At 43.0% G+C, this 18197-nt stretch carries 15 protein-coding genes; 7 read left to right on the top strand and 8 right to left on the bottom strand.

From position 1 onward, the window contains the following. The first annotated feature begins 36 nt into the window (after nt 1–36). From moaA to BMW98_RS09770, 4 genes are all read left to right on the top strand, one after another. Nucleotides 37–1023, top strand: coding sequence for a GTP 3',8-cyclase MoaA (gene moaA / locus BMW98_RS09785; RefSeq protein ID WP_090258404.1), 987 nt, complete (start codon nt 37–39; stop codon nt 1021–1023). An 81-nt stretch (nt 1024–1104) separates the two neighbouring features. Next, nucleotides 1105–2298, top strand: coding sequence for a molybdopterin molybdotransferase MoeA (locus BMW98_RS09780; protein ID WP_090258403.1), 1194 nt, complete (start codon nt 1105–1107; stop codon nt 2296–2298). Then, nucleotides 2298–2771 carry a cyclic pyranopterin monophosphate synthase MoaC gene (gene moaC, locus BMW98_RS09775; protein ID WP_090258402.1) on the top strand — a complete coding sequence of 158 codons (474 nt, stop codon included), beginning with the start codon at nt 2298–2300 and terminating at the stop codon, nt 2769–2771. The genes BMW98_RS09780 and moaC overlap by 1 nt, the downstream gene beginning before the upstream one ends. Then, entirely contained in the window at nt 2768–3823 is a 1056-nt protein-coding gene (locus tag BMW98_RS09770) for a hypothetical protein (RefSeq protein WP_090258401.1), read from the top strand. Before moaC ends, BMW98_RS09770 begins: the two co-directional genes overlap by 4 nt. A gap of 29 nt (nt 3824–3852) precedes the next feature. Here BMW98_RS09770 and BMW98_RS09765 read toward each other — a convergent pair whose 3' ends face one another. From BMW98_RS09765 to BMW98_RS09750, 4 genes are all read right to left on the bottom strand, one after another. After that, nucleotides 3853–4506 (bottom strand): response regulator, encoded by a 654-nt coding sequence (locus tag BMW98_RS09765; protein ID WP_090258400.1) that lies wholly within the window; start codon nt 4504–4506, stop codon nt 3853–3855. Nucleotides 4507–4767: 261 nt separating this feature from the next. Then, nucleotides 4768–6726: a tetratricopeptide repeat-containing sensor histidine kinase gene (locus tag BMW98_RS09760; RefSeq protein WP_090258399.1), complete on the bottom strand. Its 1959-nt coding sequence runs from the start codon at nt 6724–6726 to the stop codon at nt 4768–4770. Between the two features lie 30 nt (nt 6727–6756). Continuing rightward, nucleotides 6757–7401, bottom strand: coding sequence for a hypothetical protein (locus BMW98_RS09755; protein WP_090258398.1), 645 nt, complete (start codon nt 7399–7401; stop codon nt 6757–6759). Nucleotides 7402–7408: 7 nt separating this feature from the next. Then, nucleotides 7409–8413, bottom strand: a complete 1005-nt coding sequence (locus BMW98_RS09750) for a hypothetical protein (protein WP_090259432.1) — start codon at nt 8411–8413, stop codon at nt 7409–7411. Nucleotides 8414–8800: 387 nt separating this feature from the next. Between BMW98_RS09750 and BMW98_RS09745 the strand changes: the two genes are divergently transcribed. The 3 genes from BMW98_RS09745 (at nt 8801) to BMW98_RS09735 (ending at nt 10879) form a co-directional block, all read left to right on the top strand. Continuing rightward, entirely contained in the window at nt 8801–9028 is a 228-nt protein-coding gene (locus BMW98_RS09745) for a hypothetical protein (RefSeq protein WP_090258397.1), read from the top strand. Next, entirely contained in the window at nt 9013–9312 is a 300-nt protein-coding gene (locus tag BMW98_RS09740; protein ID WP_090258396.1) for a type II toxin-antitoxin system RelE/ParE family toxin, read from the top strand. Before BMW98_RS09745 ends, BMW98_RS09740 begins: the two co-directional genes overlap by 16 nt. Before the next feature lie 691 nt (nt 9313–10003). Then, nucleotides 10004–10879: a viperin family antiviral radical SAM protein gene (locus tag BMW98_RS09735; RefSeq protein ID WP_222843624.1), complete on the top strand. Its 876-nt coding sequence runs from the start codon at nt 10004–10006 to the stop codon at nt 10877–10879. Nucleotides 10880–11172: 293 nt separating this feature from the next. Here the strand turns inward: BMW98_RS09735 and BMW98_RS09730 are convergent, their stop codons facing one another. From BMW98_RS09730 to BMW98_RS09715, 4 genes are all read right to left on the bottom strand, one after another. Continuing rightward, nucleotides 11173–13095 carry a hypothetical protein gene (locus tag BMW98_RS09730; RefSeq protein ID WP_090258394.1) on the bottom strand — a complete coding sequence of 641 codons (1923 nt, stop codon included), beginning with the start codon at nt 13093–13095 and terminating at the stop codon, nt 11173–11175. A 785-nt stretch (nt 13096–13880) separates the two neighbouring features. Then, the gene (locus tag BMW98_RS20440) at nt 13881–14219 is read right to left on the bottom strand and encodes a hypothetical protein (RefSeq protein WP_147407719.1); all 339 of its coding nucleotides are present in this window, start codon (nt 14217–14219) and stop codon (nt 13881–13883) included. Nucleotides 14220–14236: 17 nt separating this feature from the next. After that, entirely contained in the window at nt 14237–15007 is a 771-nt protein-coding gene (locus tag BMW98_RS09720) for a tetratricopeptide repeat protein (protein WP_162844754.1), read from the bottom strand. Between the two features lie 316 nt (nt 15008–15323). Further along, nucleotides 15324–18191, bottom strand: a complete 2868-nt coding sequence (locus BMW98_RS09715; protein WP_162844755.1) for a CHAT domain-containing protein — start codon at nt 18189–18191, stop codon at nt 15324–15326. Between the last annotated feature and the right edge of the window lie 6 nt (nt 18192–18197).

The raw sequence follows: 18197 nt of genomic DNA, 5'->3' as shown, positions 1-18197 counted from the left end.
TTGCTGAGCCCAAATCTTAACTAATATACAAGCATTTTGCTTTACGATAACCATAACCGGCCACTTCGATACTTAAGACTCGCTGTAACAGAGCGTTGCAATTTGCGCTGTCATTATTGTATGCCTGAGGAAGGACTACCGTGGAGCAAAAAGGACCAGATTCTCACCTATGAAGAAATGCTGCGCTTGGTTGAGATTTTGGCCAACCTTGGCATTAGTAAGGTGCGCATAACAGGTGGCGAACCATTTGTGCGCAAAGACCTGCTCCCTTTTATGAGCGAATTGAAGCAAATAAAAGGCATTGATAAGCTTAACATTACTACCAACGGAACGGCTCCACTGTCTTCAATTGAAACAATGGAGCAAATTGGCGTGAACAGCGTAAACCTAAGCTTGGATTCAATCGATGCCGAGCGCTTCGCAAAAGTCACCCGAAGGGATGAGTTCGAAAAGGTTTGGAACTATTACAAGCTTTTGGAACAGTCTACCCTTAATACCAAAATCAATGCGGTGGTGATGGAAAACCACAATTTGGGCGACATTCTACCTATGAGTGCGCTTACTGTGAATGATGATGTGAGCATTCGCTTTATTGAAGAAATGCCCTTTAATGGAGGTAGCAAAGGCTATACGCCCATTGAATGGAATTTTAGGCGAATCATAAATCATATTAAAACGCAATATCCTAATCTGAATAAGCTTGATGATGCCAAAAGCTCTACCTCCTATAACTATCAAATTCCGGGAGCTAAAGGCAGCATAGGCGTTATTCCGGCTTATTCGCGCACCATTTGCGGTACCTGCGATAGAATAAGGCTTACACCCAAGGGTGAATTAATGACCTGCTTGTATCAGAATAAAGGCTTTAGTTTTAGGGATTTCATGCGGGATGGCGCTACCGATATAGACATTAAAGAAAAGTTCTTAAAGCTATTTGGCCAACGTGCTAAAGATGGGTTTGAGTCAGAAAAACGAAAGGAAGAAACCGGCTCATTTCAGTCCATGGCTACTATTGGAGGATAACTTCAATTATCAATTGTGAATTGTAAATGCTTAATTTCACAACAGCCATTCAACATTAAATTTTAACACTCAACATTACAAATGATTAGCTATCAGGAAGCATTAGAAATAATCTCACAAAACACTTTTAAGCAAACCGTAGAAAAGGTAAGCCTATCGGAAGCTACGAACCGTGTACTTGCTGAAGATATTAAAGCCGACAGAGCACTTCCCCCTTACGACCGTGTAACCATGGACGGCATTGCTATTAGTTATAGTGTCTATGCTGACGGCCAGCGCCAATTCCCAATTGCTGAAATCATTGGAGCAGGTATGCCTCAAAAGTCATTTAACACTCCAAAACAGTGCGTACAGATAATGACTGGTGCGATAATGCCTAATGGACTCGATACGATAATTCGTTATGAGGATCTTACCATTACCGATGAGGTGGCGACCATCAATGTTGAAACGGTAAAAGAAAAGCAGAACATTCACTTTAAAGCCAGCGATAAAGCCGCAGGCGATGTAGTGCTTACCAAAGGCACTAAACTGAGTGCGGCTGAGCTGATAGTGGCTGCAGCGGTAGGTTGTGCCAAATTGCCCGTTTACAAACTCCCAAAAGCGGCCATCATTACCACTGGTGACGAGCTGGTGGCCATAAATGAAACACCACTGGAACACCAAGTGAGGCGTTCGAGTAACTATGGGGTTGAGAGCCTTTTGAATCAATGGGGAATAGAGACCGAGCAATTTCATTTAGCCGATGACAAAGCGCTAATGCTAAAGGAAATTGAGCAAATACTGAAAGACTTTGATGTACTGGTAATGACGGGTGGAGTTTCACGCGGCAAATTCGACTACTTACCAGAGGTTTTGGAAGAGCTGGGCGTAACCAAGCATTTTCACAAAGTAAAGCAGCGACCAGGCAAGCCGTTCTGGTTTGGTACAAGTGATGCTGGAAAACAAGTATTCGCGCTGCCAGGCAATCCGGTTTCAAGCTTTGTCTGTGCCAGTATTTACATCAGGTATTGGTTGAATACTTCGCTAAATCAAAAGCCGAACACGACCTACGTTAAGTTGCAGCAAGACCTTGATTTTCCGCCACCCCTCACCTACTTTTTGGAGTGCAAACTTACTTCAACAAAGCAAGGAGAACTAGTGGCAGAAACCTTCAAAGGCAATGGCTCTGGCGACTTTGCCAACCTAACCCAAGCCGATGGCTTTATTACTCTACCAGATAATCAATCAGCGTTTAAAGCTGGTGAGGTTTATCCGTATATTCCGTTTAGATAATGACTAAGAAATTCACCCATATAGCAGACGATAGCCCATCGATGGTAGATGTTGGCGAAAAGGAAATCACAAAGCGTACAGCCATTGCACAATCATTCGTGCAATTGCCAGATGAAATGGCTGAACATATTCAAGATGGTGAGATAAAAACGCTGAAAGGCCCTGTTTTTCACACAGCCATTATAGCTGGTATTCAGGGTGCCAAACGAACCTTTGAATTGATTCCGCTTTGCCACCAACTCAACCTGAACAAGGTTTCAGTAGACATTCAGCTAAAGGATAACCTTCTAGTTGAGATTATTTGCGAAGCACGTTGTTCTGGTAAAACGGGCGTTGAAATGGAAGCATTGACTGGCGCTTCTGTTGCAGCCCTAACCGTATACGACATGTGCAAGGCCTTCTCTCACAACATTGTGATCAAAGAAACCAAACTGTTGAAGAAAACAGGGGGTAAATCAGATATCGGCCAATGAAATTAATTGCAGGAACAGACAAAGGCTTGCTCATTTACAGCCAAGAAAGCAACGGCTGGAAGCTAACAGACATCCACTTTATCGGCCTACCTATCGGGGCATTTCACCAAGATGTAAAAGGCCAATGGTGGGTAGCCATTAACCACAAACACTGGGGCACCAAACTGTATCGCTCAGCGGATCAAGGTGAGTCTTTCAAGGAAATTACTGCACCCAAATTCTCCAAAGGCACACACAGCTTAAAATCCGTCTGGACGATTGAAAGTCGATTGACCGAAGGTAAGCTTGAGCTCTTCATCGGTGTGGAGCCTGCCGCAATTTTCGTTTCTAAAGACAACGGAGATAGTTTTTCTGAATTATCGGGTTTAAGCGAACATCCGAGCCGAGAAACTTGGCAAGGCGGTGGAAAAGGAAGTAAAAGCCCCTTTTTGCATTCTATACTTTTTCATCCCGAGAAGCCCAACCAATTAATGGTTGGCATTAGCTGTGCTGGAGTTTTTCAGAGTGACGACTTCGGCAATACTTGGCAAGCTACCAACAGCGGACTCAAGTCTTTCTTTCTGCCCGACAGTACCATAGATGTCGGTCACGACCCGCATTCTATAATCCGCCACCCTAAGCATCCTGAGGTTATCTGGCAGCAAAATCATTGTGGCATCTACCGCTCACTAGACGATGGCCACACATGGGCAGACGTCTCTGATCCGAACCAAAAGGCCGTTTATGGCTTCGATTTGGTGATTGACGAAACAGATATTGATACGGCATGGGTCATTCCGGCACAGTCGGACGACCTTCGAATTCCGCACAATACCGAACTTGCTGTTTACAAAACAGTCAACGCTGGGCAAAGCTGGCAGCCACTCACCAAGGGGCTTCCCCCGAAAGGCTCCTTCGACCTTGTACTACGCGATGGTTTTGACAAGCGTGGACAGGTCATGGTCTTCGGCACTAATAATGGCAACCTCTACACCTCAAGTGATTTGGGCGAGAATTGGCAGGCTATTTCGCAGAGTTTAAGTGCGGTAAGGGTGGTTAAGTTGTTGGGATAAACAGGTTTTGACATTTTAATAGATCACCCTCATATCAAACTCTGCCTTCTGGCTTTTTGAACCGCCTCTAACTTGTTATGTACTTGCAGTTTCTTGTAGATGTTCTCGATGTGCTTGCGCACTGTGCTTGGCGATAGAAACAGGTTATTGGCAATAACAGTGTAACTCAACCCTTCTGCCAGTTGTTCCAAAACTTCCTGCTCACGAGTACTCAGCTCGGTAATATCTTCTTCGATTTTGAATGACTCTTGTTTCTCCGGGAAACGAAGCAGCTTCAGGGTTTTTACAGCTATCGAAGGACTCATGGCTGCTCCACCTTCTACGGTTTCCTGAATGGCTTTGTGTAGCTTCTCTCCTTCTATTTCCTTCAACAAATAACCATCGGCTCCGGCACGAATAGCATTGAAGATGTTTTCGTCATTATCGAAAACGGTGAGCATCAACACCTTAATGTGCGGATATTTTTGCTTGACGATATTGACGGTTTCGATACCATCGAGCACTGGCATTTCAATGTCCATCAGGACGATATCGAGGTTATGGTTTTTCTCCAATTTGGCCAAAAACTCACTTCCATTATGGACAGTGTATTTAATGTCCAAATCTTCATAACCAGACAATTTTTCATTGATAGCCCTCGCTAAAAATGTATTGTCATCCACTATCGCCAACCTTGTTTTCATTTCTCGCTCTTATGTCTTTTGTCACCCTGAATTTATTTCAGGGTCTTTAAATTCTTGATATAATTGATCCTGAAACAAGTTCAGGATGACGGTACTGATACACACATTTAATGCTCTCTTAATCTCTCTCTATTCTACCCCAACCCTAAAGGGTGAGCAATAAAGATTCGCAAACCTATCAAGCCAAGTTCCCTTAAGGGCCCCGAAACATCGGGGTTAGGGGTAACTCCAACACTTCCAAATCTCAACACCTCTCAACGTTTAAACCCTCAACTCAACCTTGGTGCCTTCACCCACCGCGCTTGTTAAGCTAAAGTCTATTCCGGCCTTTTCAGCACGATTCTTCATAATATAAAGTCCGTTCCCGGAACCTTGAACTTCAGTATCGAAGCCTTTACCGAAGTCTTGTACCACAATTTCTATCTTATTATCAATGTCCTTAAATGACACCAGCACTTCTTTCGTTTCGGAGTGTTTCACTGCATTGTTGATACACTCCTGAATAATTCTGAAAAGATTCATTCCCACAAAAGCATTCAATACTTTATCGCTTGGCTCACTTTCAGTACGAACCCTGATGTTATCATCTGTCGCATCGTGAATGGTGGCTGCGAGCTGCTGCGTTCTCTCCTGAATATCCTCTAAACTGATCTCATCCTTATTCATCGCCCAGATGGTATCGCGGAGTTCTGAGATAGTGACTAAAGTGAACTGCTTCATCTGCATCAGCTTTTCAGCCAAGAATACCTCTCCTCTGTCAATCCCCTTTCTAGTGGTATCAGTAATTGAAGTAATGTAGGTCAGCTGCGAACCGATATTATCGTGTAGATCTCTAGCGATTCTAATACGTTGCTCCTTTAGGTTTTCTTGCGCTTTGGCTTCCGCCAGAGCACGTTCTAAAGCAGCCTCATTCTTGATTCTTTCCGCTTTTAATCGCTGAACTCTAATCAGGGAGATCCCAACCACCAACAAAACTAGCACCAAACCTCCACCAGCAATTAGCAGGTTATTTCGTCTTTTTAGAGTCAGCTCACTTTCGATGAGCTCATTTCGTTGACGCAGAATTTCATTCTCCTTTTGCTCAGTTTCGTATTGCTCTTTCAGTTTCAGAACCTCCTTGGCCTTTTCAGTTAAAAAGAGGCTATCCTGAGCCGCAGTACTCTTCTGCATATAAGTTAGCGCATCCTTATAGTTGCGCTGATTTTCATAAATCTTGGAAAGTGTGAGTGCTGTTTTTTGTTGAAAAGTAAGAATATCGTCATTCACCGCGCCTTGATATGCTTCAACTCCCAAGCTAGCCGCTTCAGCATAATTTCCTCTTCGGTTCAATACATCGGCTAGGTGCATTTTGAGGAAGATGACCTCGTACTTATCACCTCTTTCTTGCTGAAGTGCCAGTGCATTTTTCAAAGATTCTTCAGCTTCATTTAAATTCCCAAGTCCTTTTTGAGCAATTCCTAAATTCGTATAGCTATAAGCTACCACTAACCTTTGACCAATAGACTGCCAAAGTTTGAGCGATTCTTGTGCATGTGATAGCGCCTTTTCATAACGCTCCTGATCATTATTCAAAAGGGCTAAATTGTTTTCAATGGCTGCCTGGAAAAACACGTTGTTCAAAGCACGGTACATTTCCAACGACTCCATATTGACTTTTTCCGATAGCTCATACTCCTTAATCGTTCGGTATTGGCTGGCAATATTCAGCTTTACATTAGCAATTCTCTGCGAGTCATTAGCAATTTCGTATCTCCTGAGTGCCCTTAATGAATAATAAATAGCCGAATCAATCTCTCCAGTTCGCTCATAGGCATTAGCCATGTTGTGATACACGAAGCTCAGTGTTTGTGAACCATTAGTAGAGTCTACCAAATTCATGGCGAGCTTATAAGATTTGATGGCATCTACGTAGTCGCCAGCTTCGGTTTTCAGAATCGCCAAATTCATAGAGATTCTGCCTTGAAGATCATCATCTCCAAATTCCTCAGCTTCAGCATAAGCTTGCCTAGCATAATGCCAAGCACTGTCTGTGTTTATCGTTCGGTACTTAAAGCCCAAATCACCCAAAAACTCGATCCGCTCTTTACCACTTTTTAAAGCGAGAGAATCTTTGAGCGCATCAATATCGGCCTGGGTAATATTCTGAGCCAGTGAATGGAAACCAGAGAACAGCAGAAATGTAGCGGCTATTAAAAAACGAATGTGTTTAGCTAAAGGCATCACTAAAAATAGGCAACAAATTGAATTTGACTAGTCATTGAATTTCAAACTATTCCAAATAATTGAAGAACAACCCTTATTACCAATGTCTTCGAATGAGGTTATTGCTGAAGTTTCGTTCGATTGGAAGATGAACACCACTCCAACTTTCGATTCTGGGTTGGGGCGAATAAGCATAGCCTGAACATGATAGGAACCAACAAATTCCGCTTCGGGGCGATCAATTTTTCCGATAGTTTGGAACATAGGATACTCCTTGCCATCGAACTCCTTTTTGCCAAGAAACTCATTACTCAGCTCAAAATTAGCGACATACATTTGACGAAATTGACTGAGTAGATCTTCATTCAAGGCATCCATAGTTGCTTCATCAGTACCTTCCATGGTGTAGTAACCGATGGAGATCATTTCCTTTCGGTTGCCAGCTTCATCATGTGAAACAAAAGTGGCATAGTTGTAATTCTTTTGACCTTCTACAGCTGGAGTAAACTCCATTTCAGCAGGATATTCCAATTCGAAATTAATCTCTGGTAGCCCTGCCATCTGCGCATATTCAGCGTCTATGGTAAGTGTTTTTATTTCGCCACAAGCTTCTAAAGCCTGCTGCCCCTTGCTTTCGCAAGCAAAGAACAACAGCGCTAAAGAAACCACTACGTATTTGGATTGAAGATTCATTTAATTTCTATTTCGCCTTATCAGCCATTGCTTGAACAGTACCTTTCAAGAAGGCTTCCACTCCCATTTCAGCACCTTTTAGATACTTGGCTGGGTCGCACTTTACAGTAGAAAAGTTGGTCTTCTCCCTATCTTCCACGCTCCACACGCGTAGCACGCCCATATCTGTACCGAGCTTATCAGTATCTGCATTTTGGCCTGCTTCAAACTTTTGTTTCTCCATAACATCCGAAACCTCTACGCCACCTTTAGCTATAAATATTCCTACTCCAAAACGATTGGTACTAGCCTCACTGATCTTAAAAGTAGTAGCAGCATTTACTTGTGCCGAACCTGCATGACGGTTAAGTGTTCTAGATAGCTCGCTCTGGCTATTTTCAAATACCAGTACTTCCAGTACCACCTTGTTGAAAATATAGTCGGTCTTCTGATTAATCACCTTATTTTCTGTGCCTTGCTCATAATCGGCTAGCGCAGAAAATGGGGTACCGTTTTCCTTATCAACTGTCCTTTGAGCAACCACAAACTTACGAGTTGAAGGGCGCGTTAAAATCACACCAAATTCTTTTCCCTGCTCTGGGCCATTTCCGGATTTAAGCTCCCATCGCTCATCTCTCTTTTTGTCGTAGGCGCTGTTGCTCCAAAGTTCCTCAACAGGTGCTATTTCAAATCCCTGAGCTTCTAGGTCGGCTACATATTGCGCATAAAGCTGGTCCGTTAGCTTTTGCAGATCATCTGGGTTCAAGCCGTCTAACACTACTGTAAGAGATGCCTTTGCATCGCCCTTAATACCACCGCGCCACATTTTACCACCCTTCTTTTTGTCTTCTAGGGTGAGTGCCGTTTGATAGTTTACCTGAAAATCGGCAATAGCAATGCGCTTAGCTTCTTTGCGATAATTCAAATTAGCAGGACCGAGTTTCTTGACTTTAACATCCTCTACTGTTTGAGAGAATAGGCTCAGGCTAGTAAAAACAGAAACTAGCAATGCCAAACACAATTTCTTTTTCATAGTCATTTCAGTTTACACAACCACTTCAGGTTGATAAACCAAAACTAGACTACTGCCCTACGGCATTCAATACGGCAATTGACGTAAATGCTTGGTTGATTTGTCATTGGACAATGGTCATTAGGGGAAATGGGTGATTGGGGAACTAGTTGATTCGGGAATTGGTGAAATAGTTGATCAGTTATCAGTATATCGGTTAATCGGTTAATCGGAAAAACAGGTTACTAGTTCATAGTCTCGGATACCGCAAGCTCACACCATACCACGTCATGCTGAACTTGTTTCAGCATCTCCCACAGCCTTGCACTTGACTAGGTGAAAAAGAAAACTTCATCTTTTTCGTTTACACTTTGGTATGTTCAGGCATACCTGACTAAATTGTATAATATGAATACCAAGGAAAGAATTAAGGAACGTGTTAATGACATTAATGATCCGCGACTTCTGAATGAACTTTTGAAAGTTGTAGAACTGGAACATGACATTGAGCATACTCCTGAGCTTTCCGATATTGAGAAAAAAGCTATTGATGAAGGTATTACAGACGCTGATGCAGGGAATTTACATTCGAACGCTAAAGCGAGCCAACTGGTTAAGCAATGGCTAAAACAATAAGGTGGACTACCCGCTCCATTTTAGACCGAACCGATATTTATAAGTATTGGTTAAATCGAAACAGGTCGAACGCTTACTCCGAAAAATTAGAAGAACTGTTCGAAAAATCTGCTGAGCTGATTTCCAATTATCCACACATCGGCTTGCAAACCAACTACAGAAATGTGTTTTCAAAAGTGGTCAAAGACTACAAAATATTCTACCGTGTATCTTCTATTGAGATTCAAATTTTGAGGGTTTGGGACACACGACAAAGACCAGAGTCAATGAAGCTGTCTCGGTGATTGAGGAAATTGGGTAATTAGTTATCAATATATCGGTTAAAAAGCCCCCATCCTCCCGATTTCTCGGGACTTCCCGCAAGTGGGAAGGCTTAATAAGGCCTGTGCCAGACCTAGCTGCTCCCCTTTCCACCCTGAGCTTGCCAAAGGGTCGGCCAAGTGAATTGATTCACGGCATTTAGGGTATTGACTGTCAATAGCAGCAAAACCAACTCTAGGCGTCATTGCGAGGTGCAAAATGAACGCAGTGGAATTTTGTAACGCGGCAATCTGTCAGTTCTGAGCAGTAGACCTCCAAACAGACAGACTGCTTCGTCATAAAACCTTGTTAGTACAGGTTTTATTTCTCGCAATGACGGTTTCCGCAAAAGTAACGGAACAACCAAGTCGTCAGACCAATGACTGGTAACGGAGCTGAGGCTGAAACTCGTGGCTGTGTTGGGGACAATTGGTCGGACGACTAATGCTAGCTACAAAACCAACCTACACTTGTAATTATTCTTTTAAATTCTTTTCTTCCAACAAGAAAAACACACACGTACTTTTTAAACCCCTGTGCTTTTCTGGAAACTCAAATAGTGCGCGTTATACAGCACCCGTTGGTTGCTAATGCGCACTTTTAATAAACTACCGGAAATATACCGAGCATAAAAGTGCACGACAGCTAACGTTAAACACAACTACATAAACAAAAGTGAACAAACTAGTACCTACAATAAAGTCAATAAATTTTCATTTGTGGGAGCCTTGCAATATGCGATGCAAGTTTTGTTTTGCAACATTTCAGGATGTTAAGTCCACTATTCTACCGAAGGGACATCTTGACAAGAACAGTACAATTCAATTAATAGACAAATTTGTTGAAGCAGGCTTTGAAAAAGTAACATTTGCAGGTGGTGAGCCCACACTTTGTAAATGGCTACCTGAATTAATAGAAAGAGCAAAAGATAGAGGCTTAACAACGATGTTAGTTACCAATGGCTCTTTATTGACAGAGGCCTATTTAAGAAAAATAAATAACAAATTGGATTGGTTGGTTTTAAGTATTGACAGTTTAAACGAGCAAACAAATATTACTACCGGGCGAACATTCAAAAGTAAACCATTCTCTGAGGATTCATACCTGAAAATAATTCATGACATCAAACAAGGTGGAATTAGATTTAAGATAAACACGGTTGTCACCTCAAAGAATCATCATGAAGATTTAACGCATTTCTTAAAAATAGCTCTTCCAGAAAGATGGAAAGTACTACAAGTCCTTCCAATCAAAGGACAGAACGATAAGCATTTTGAGGACTTTAAGGTTTCAGGTCACCTCTTTAATAATTTTGTAATGCGACATAAGAAAATTGAAGAATTTGGTATCGCAATTGTGGGGGAAACTAACGATTTAATGACAGGCTCTTATATGATGGTTGACCCAGCAGGACGGTTTTTCGATAATACGCGGGAAAGATATACTTATAGCGACCCAATTTTGAAGGTAGGTATTCATACGGCTCTTTCACAAGTAGATCATGATTACAAAAAATTTATTGACAGAGGTGGAATATACGAGTGGAGTTAAGGCCAGTGCATAACAAAACCTATACGCAATGCCGCTATGGTGGTACCGAGAGATCATCTCTCCTTACCAGCCAAAGCTGCACTTTGCTTTTGAAAATGTATAACTTAAAATCAAATTGTAGCTTTGGCTACCGCCCGTGCACGACTCACCCCGACCCTTCGGGGCTACCGCTTTTAAATCACGTACTTCGCTTAACCAAACCGTTATCAAAAAAAGCAGCACCGTATGTGCTGCTTTCTCAACTAAACAGGTGACTAACCTGAGACTCAACTAAAGACTACTATTTAATCTTATCAATGAAACACTAGCTGTTTATACTGGCTTGCAAGGGCTTTTACGCTTACAACTCCTTCGCCATGGCAAACCGGACAGGTTACGGTTTCATAGCCGTCTGACACGGTTTCTTTTACAGTATATTCTATCGGGTCGCTCTTCCGGGTGGTGTAGTAATAATCTACTATGGCTCCGTTTACCTTTCGCACAGTGGTGGTATTGCGCGGTATAGATTTCTTCACATTAATCTCTTTAAACTTCTTTCGGGTAATGGTTCTTGGGCACAAGCTTGTTGAAGCACTATTTACAGAGTAGAGCCAATAGATCGGCCCAGAGTTTTCATCGAGCCAAACGGGTTCGTCATAGTCGCCCATTACTTTAAGGGCCTTTCTGGTGGTGTCAATTTCAAGCACCTTTATAATGCGCTGAATTTCGGATACATAAACATTCGCCTTGTCATTCGGTAAATCGGTGTAAGGCATATCGCCATAATAAAGGCTTCCTTTAAAGCTAAGTGGCACATTGCCAATAAAGGCAAAGCCTTCAACTGGAATGTGCTTCCAGCGATTACCGTTTTTATAGGTTTTGCGGGCATTATCAATATCTAACACGCGACCATCTAACAATTCACCATTATTAAAAACCCCAGCAGCTCCTTTTACTCGAGCAGCAAAAGCATCATAGTCTTCGGTTTCGTTTTTCGGTCTGCTTGAAAATTGGTTGTTATAAAGTCTGGTAATGTTCACCCTATACCCCATTCCATGCAGTTTTCCGTTTTGGAATGTGCCGACTTCCAGATAGGAATGGTCGCCCCTAAAAGCAGAATCAGCCGTATGAAACTTGATACCATAACCATTTAGATTGGCGGTGTCTTTACTGAGCATTTGCCCCGACATGGTCGGCCACCAAATGGCATCCTTTTTCTCCTTCTCATCCAACATATAAGTGGGGTACGGATAGTAGGACATGTTCACCTCCAGGTTATTCAGCAGACTATCGACTTGCGGCTTTTCAGATATATCGGCAGGAATAGTCATTTCCACTTCGCCATCTACCACCAAAGCCCATGCATAAGGTTGCTCTGCCCATGGTCGCTCTAGAAAGAACACGCCTCCGTTGCCATATTCCATAAAAAGTGTTGGCATATAGCCAGTAAAAGTACCCGAGCCTCGCGTGTCATAAGTTCCGGCAGTAGAGAAGCCGATGTACTTATCTCCATTCTCAAAATTGATCAGTGAAATTTCTTTGGCCTCTGGCGAAATATACTGGGTACCACCGGCACCAAACGGATAAACCATATTAGGGCTATAGGTCCCGAATTTATCGGCTTTGTTTCTTTGCGAACCATTGGGTGAATACAACATAAAGTCGTAGTCGCCATTTGGTTTTGTAGCCGTTCGGTAAATGTATTGGCCGGTTTCGTCTAACTCTTCGCTATAAAAAACGCTACCATCCTCGTTGTAAAGATTACCTGAAGGTTTGATGATACTGCCTTCAATATCGTCTATGCTGGCGAACAATTTACCACTGCCCTGATAGCGTATATCTGCATTCGGCACTATAGATACACCACCTATTTTAGGCACATAATAGCCATTGCGCTCAACCGTGCTTTTGCTAAAGTATACCTTACCCGATGTAACCAGTTTTCGGCCACCTAAAGTGAAGGTGAGTTCATCGTACTTCTTTTTACTCCTCTGTGCTGCCAGATATTCGCCTTCTGCTTTTACTAGGGAGACATCTACCAACTTACTGTATTCTGACCAGGCCAGTCTTTTGAGTTCTTTCATCTCCTCTAACTTTTTCTGATTCATGCGGTAGTAATGCTGAAAAAGTCCTCCCTCTACAATTCCCTGTGCCGAAAGGTTGAAACTCATCAGCATGAGTATGGCCACACCAAAAACTGTTTTAGTCGATTGCTTTAGTTGTTTCCTGTTCTTCATGAAAAAGGGTCTTTAGTCACTTCAAAGTTGCTCAGACTACAGGCGGGAGTAAATAGGGCAAATGACGTAATGTTGGGGAATTAGTGGATTGGGGAATTAGTGGATTGGGGAATTAGTAAATTAAGACTCAGATTCGGTTTTTACCCCCACCCTAAAGGGTGATGGATAACGTTTCGTATCTAAAATTGATTCTTGTGGCATCCCTTTAGGGATTGAGGGTAGTTCTGGAATTGGTTATCTGTATATCAGTTAATCGGAAAGACAGAAAACAGTGTGTTGCCCTTGGCCACTAACCTTTTCACCTCGACCATAGTGGAGAGGCCTGCCAGGGAAACTGGTGAAGTGGTCATTAGGCATTTTGGGAATGGGAAATTGGTGCTCAGTTAATGGAAGTTAGATTTAACCCCAACCCTAAAGGGTGAAGGAATAAATCTTGATTCCTGAAATTGGATTCTTTGGCATCGCTTTAGGGATTGAGGGTAGTTGGGTGATTAGTTGATCAGAAAACAGGAGAAGCTCGTCCGAACCGTCATTCAGAGCGAAATGTAATGAAGCGAAGAATCCCCTAAGGAAACATCTACACTTGGAGATTCTTCAGTCGTACATTTCTGATTATCATCCAAATGTCCACCCCCTAACCCCCGCCAGCGGGGGATATAAGGCCTGGAATTTTGCTTTAAAACCTTGTGATTCAGTATCCTTACTGCTTAATGTTCTTTGTAATGAGATGCAACGTCTAATGTCCTCCGCTGGCGGAGGTGTCCGAAGGACGGAGGTGGATTATCCTAAACATCAAAATACACAAAGCTTAAGGCACCAAGGACGAAAGCAGATAGAATAAGAATCGAGTTGATACGGACCAGCTTAGGATTAAGCACTTTATAGGTTGAATAGGCATTCAATACAATAGCTAATACCAGTGCCGGCAAACTTAGATACAGATTGAAAAGGTAAAACCAAAACCAACTGGTGCAGAGGCCCCAAATGGCTAGTACGGTAGTGAAGGCCGGAATTGCTTTCAGCATTTTCATTCTCCTGTTTTCGGAAAACTGTACATATAGAAAAAGTAAAAGCAGAGCGAAGAACCCTGCAATTACAATCAACCTAGAGAATAAACCTGACATGCTATGCTTGCTGTGCTTTATTGGCCACCGCCTTTATTCAGTTCGAGAAATGCTTTCATGGCGTCCTGATCGCCTTGCTTACCTGCCAAACCAAACCAGTATTGTGCTTTAGCGAGATCTACCTCTACTCCCATTCCGAGTTTATAGATCACACCAAGATTTTTCTGAGACTCCAAGTGTCCTTGGCCTCCTGCCAGTGTAAATAATTCAACGGCCTTAGGCATGTCCTTTTCTACACCTTTTCCTTCCATATACAGAGCGCCCAAATTGAACTGAGCCAAAGGTAAACCTTGATCTGAGGCAAGCTCATAGTATCTCTTTGCTTCCACATAATCTTGCTCTACTCCCGCTCCATTCGTGTAGATATTCCCCATGTTATTCTGAGAGTCAGCATAACCTTTATCAGCAGCTTCCTTAAATAGTTTGAAAGCCTCATCCATAGAAGGCTCAACGCCCCAGCCATTCATGTAGAACACCGCCAAATCATGCATAGCCGGTAAATAATCCTGCCCTGCAGAGGCACGCAAAAACTTGAGTGCGGCAGCGCTATCACCCTGCTGCTGACTCACCACTCCCATGGTATGTTGTGATGGCGCATGATTACTGGCTGCAGCTGCCTGTAAATATTCAAATGCTTTAGCGCGATTGTTTTGCCCCATGTAATAGTCCAAAAGACTTAACTGAGCCTCTACATTTCCATTGCTAGCCAAAGTGGTTAAACTATCTATGTTTTGCGCCTTAATACTCAGGCTGAAAAGCAATAGCGAACTGAACAAAAGAGTTTTCATGTTTCTGTGAATTTGCATGTTCAAATATCCCTCGACATTCAGTGCCGTTCCATAGGGCAATTGACGTAAATGCTTCAGGGAAGCAGGGAATTGGGTGATTGGGGAAATAATTATCCGTTGATCGCATTGGTTAATAATACTCATATATCCACCCCCTACCCCCCGCCAGCGGGGGATATAAGGCCGGAAATTTTGCTTTAAAGCCTTGTGATTCAGCGCTCTTACTGCTTAACGTTTTTTATGATGAGATGCATCGTCTAATGTCCTCCGCTGGCGGAGGTGGTCGAAGACCGGAGGTGGACTTTTTAATTCTTTTCTAATACCCCGTATAAATAAATGGTGCCCAGAAATACGGATGTGTATGACCTTCAAACTCACCTTTGATAAAGCTTCTTTTTACATCTGTAATAGCGGCAGAAGTGCTCATATTTCCATTGAAAACACGGTTATAAAGGTGAATAGTCAATAACATGGTTCCGCTGTCACTCACACTCCATAAGGAAGTGAGGGTACTGTTAGCTCCGGCATTCAATAGTGCCTGATTCAAGCCTTTGATGCCATCGCCAGGGGACTCTACACCCAAAGCAGTTTGACAGGCACTGAGCATTACAAAGTCGACTGGCAGATTCAGTTTCTCTAACTCTCCTACTACCAGCATCCCATCTTCACCATTCACCGGACTTGACTTCACTGTCATGGCAATGCTACTGAGGTCGAAGACATAAGGATGCACACTGGCATGGCTTGAAAGATGCACCGCACGGTACTTCGCCAACTCGCCTGCAGCACTCATTCGCTTCAGCTCATTTTCGGTCATCATAGCATCCATACGTGTATCGGTTTTCGGAACAATTTTCTGAATCCTAGCAACCTCTTCGCGTCCACCTTCTAGGTAAGACATCGGCTCATCGCTTTGAAAAGTAGCAAAGGCATAGTCGAGCGGCTTGTTGTTCTTTAAGTCTTCACGTACTCTGTATCGGAGTTTTTCAAGATCACCCAGGGAAGCCAAAGGCGCTTTTTGTGCCGAATGTAAATCATAAGTAGCACCACCAAAGCCCAACACATTCATGGCATAAGTCCTTTTCGGTTGGGTACGTAGCATGTGCAACATGGCCGCATTCGGAATGTAGCCAATCTCGAAACGTTCAGCCAAATATTGGCCATTGTCATCTGTCAGGGCATCGAATGGAATGGTGCCAATCAACCCCTCCGGACTTATTGTCAGCTTTTCTACCGTGAATAGCTCTACATCCAAGCCACTGATAAAGGTGTGATAGAATCGGTTAAGCAAGTCGGGCAAGTTCTCTTTCTGGTAGAAAACATACTTACCTTCAACCACTTTGGCTTCCATGTGCTTGCGTAAATACTGAGTTATCAGTTTGAATTCTCCCTTGGCGAAGGTATTGTCGACTCGTGTTTTGGCTCCATTGAGGTAGTCGAGGTTCTCCTTCCTGAACTCCATTTTGGCCTGTTCTTTTTCGAGTTCGATCAACTGAGCTTTTTGACTGGTGAGCAAATCAGTGAAGGCTCCTGCCGAACGATTATACTTCACCACCACATTATTTTTGGTGACCAGGCACATGAGGTAAGTTCCTTCATAAGTGGTGCCCTTAGAAACATCGATAAACGACAAATAAGCTTCACCTTCGCCTAAAACAGCCTGTAATTCTTTCAGCGATAGCTGTTTCTTATCGCTTCTTTTATCATTCAGTAAAGCGTAGGCTCGGTTCGATTCGATAACATCATAGATCTTGTCGAACTGCTTGGTTTCGTAGTAAGCTCCCGCCAGAAATCCGTTGATGCGTTGGAATTTATCCAAGTAACCACGCTGCTCTAACGGATCCATTTTATCTAATATCGCAACCTCTTCTGCCCTAGCCTTTTCAAACTGAACAGCCGATTCAGCATACTTCTTTTGCTCCATTAATCGGACACCATCGTTGTAGGAATTTCCAGTTGAAGCTACCGTTTCATTATCCAGTAAATTGGCTACACTGGAAAGTCCATTCTTCACATAAGAGACATAGTTCATCTGATCGATTCCCGGAGTCTTAAGGAAGTTTTCAGCCTGATGAGCAATGGCCTGAGCCTTGTCTATTTCCTTATTGAAGGCATAAGCACGAAGAATTACATAATAGGCCTCAGCCAAATATTCAGGCGATTTCAACTTAGGTAATTGAGCCGCATATGAATCGGCTAAAGCAGCAGCATCTTTGTAGTTTCTGCTTTCAGTTTTAGCCATTACCAGATAGAAGTAAGCCTTAGCCAACGTGGCAGTCGATGGTAACTTTCCACTCAAATCCGAAAGAATAAGGTTCGAAGAAGCTTCAACTTTATCCCATCTTTTCATAGCCGATTGCACTCTAGCCAATCGCTCATAAGCCCTGTATCTGGAAGCTAGATTGTAATTGGTTTGATCGAAAACGATTTTCTCCAAATGCGGCTCCAACTTCTGACCGAACTCAAAATTGACCGTCTCAGATATCTTGGCAATGTTTACCAGCGCCTCAACATACATCATTCGAGAAATGAGGCCTTGTTTCACCGCCTCTTCGGCCTTGACCCAATCGGCTAAGGTTTGAGCAGCCGTTTCGTTATTGGCAATCCCATCATAAGAAGCGCCAAGCGTAGAAGCCAAGTTCTCATAAGCTGCTTTCGCTCGCTTCACTCCTTCTTCATTGTAATTCGCTAAATACTCTTTCGCCTTTTGAACCGTGGCAGATAAATCGGGATAGTTGGCTAATGAGTTAAGGTATCCACTCATGCTCTGGTAATCGCGTTGCATATCTGCTGCTGATTTGCCCACATTCTGCATGGTGCGCACATATTGCTGAACCTCCTGAGGACTATTTGCGAACACTGAGAAGATGAAACCATAGAAGCTCGAAACGTTATCGTAGCTATTGTATGCTACCGACCATTGCACAAAATCTGCGGCATCTTGCGGTTTATTGATGTCATAAAACGATGCAGCCGCCAATTGTAAAGCGACCGAATTACCCGGATAGGTTTCAATCAAGTTGGCTGCGGCACGCAATGCGGCATTATGATCTTTACCCTGTTTTGCTCGCTGATAAGCTGCATAATCAGGGTGAGCTTCCATTTTGGCAGGTGGAATATTTAGCTGAGCCTCACTCAGAAAACAAACGAAAGTCAAGGCGATAATTAGGGATAGACGCATCATATTCAT

It is taken from the genome of Roseivirga pacifica, assembly GCF_900111145.1.
Classification (GTDB): Bacteria; Bacteroidota; Bacteroidia; order Cytophagales; family Cyclobacteriaceae; genus Roseivirga; species Roseivirga pacifica.
The sequence above is the reverse complement of the archived record's forward strand: the minus strand, read 5'-3'. Positions and strand labels throughout refer to the sequence as shown.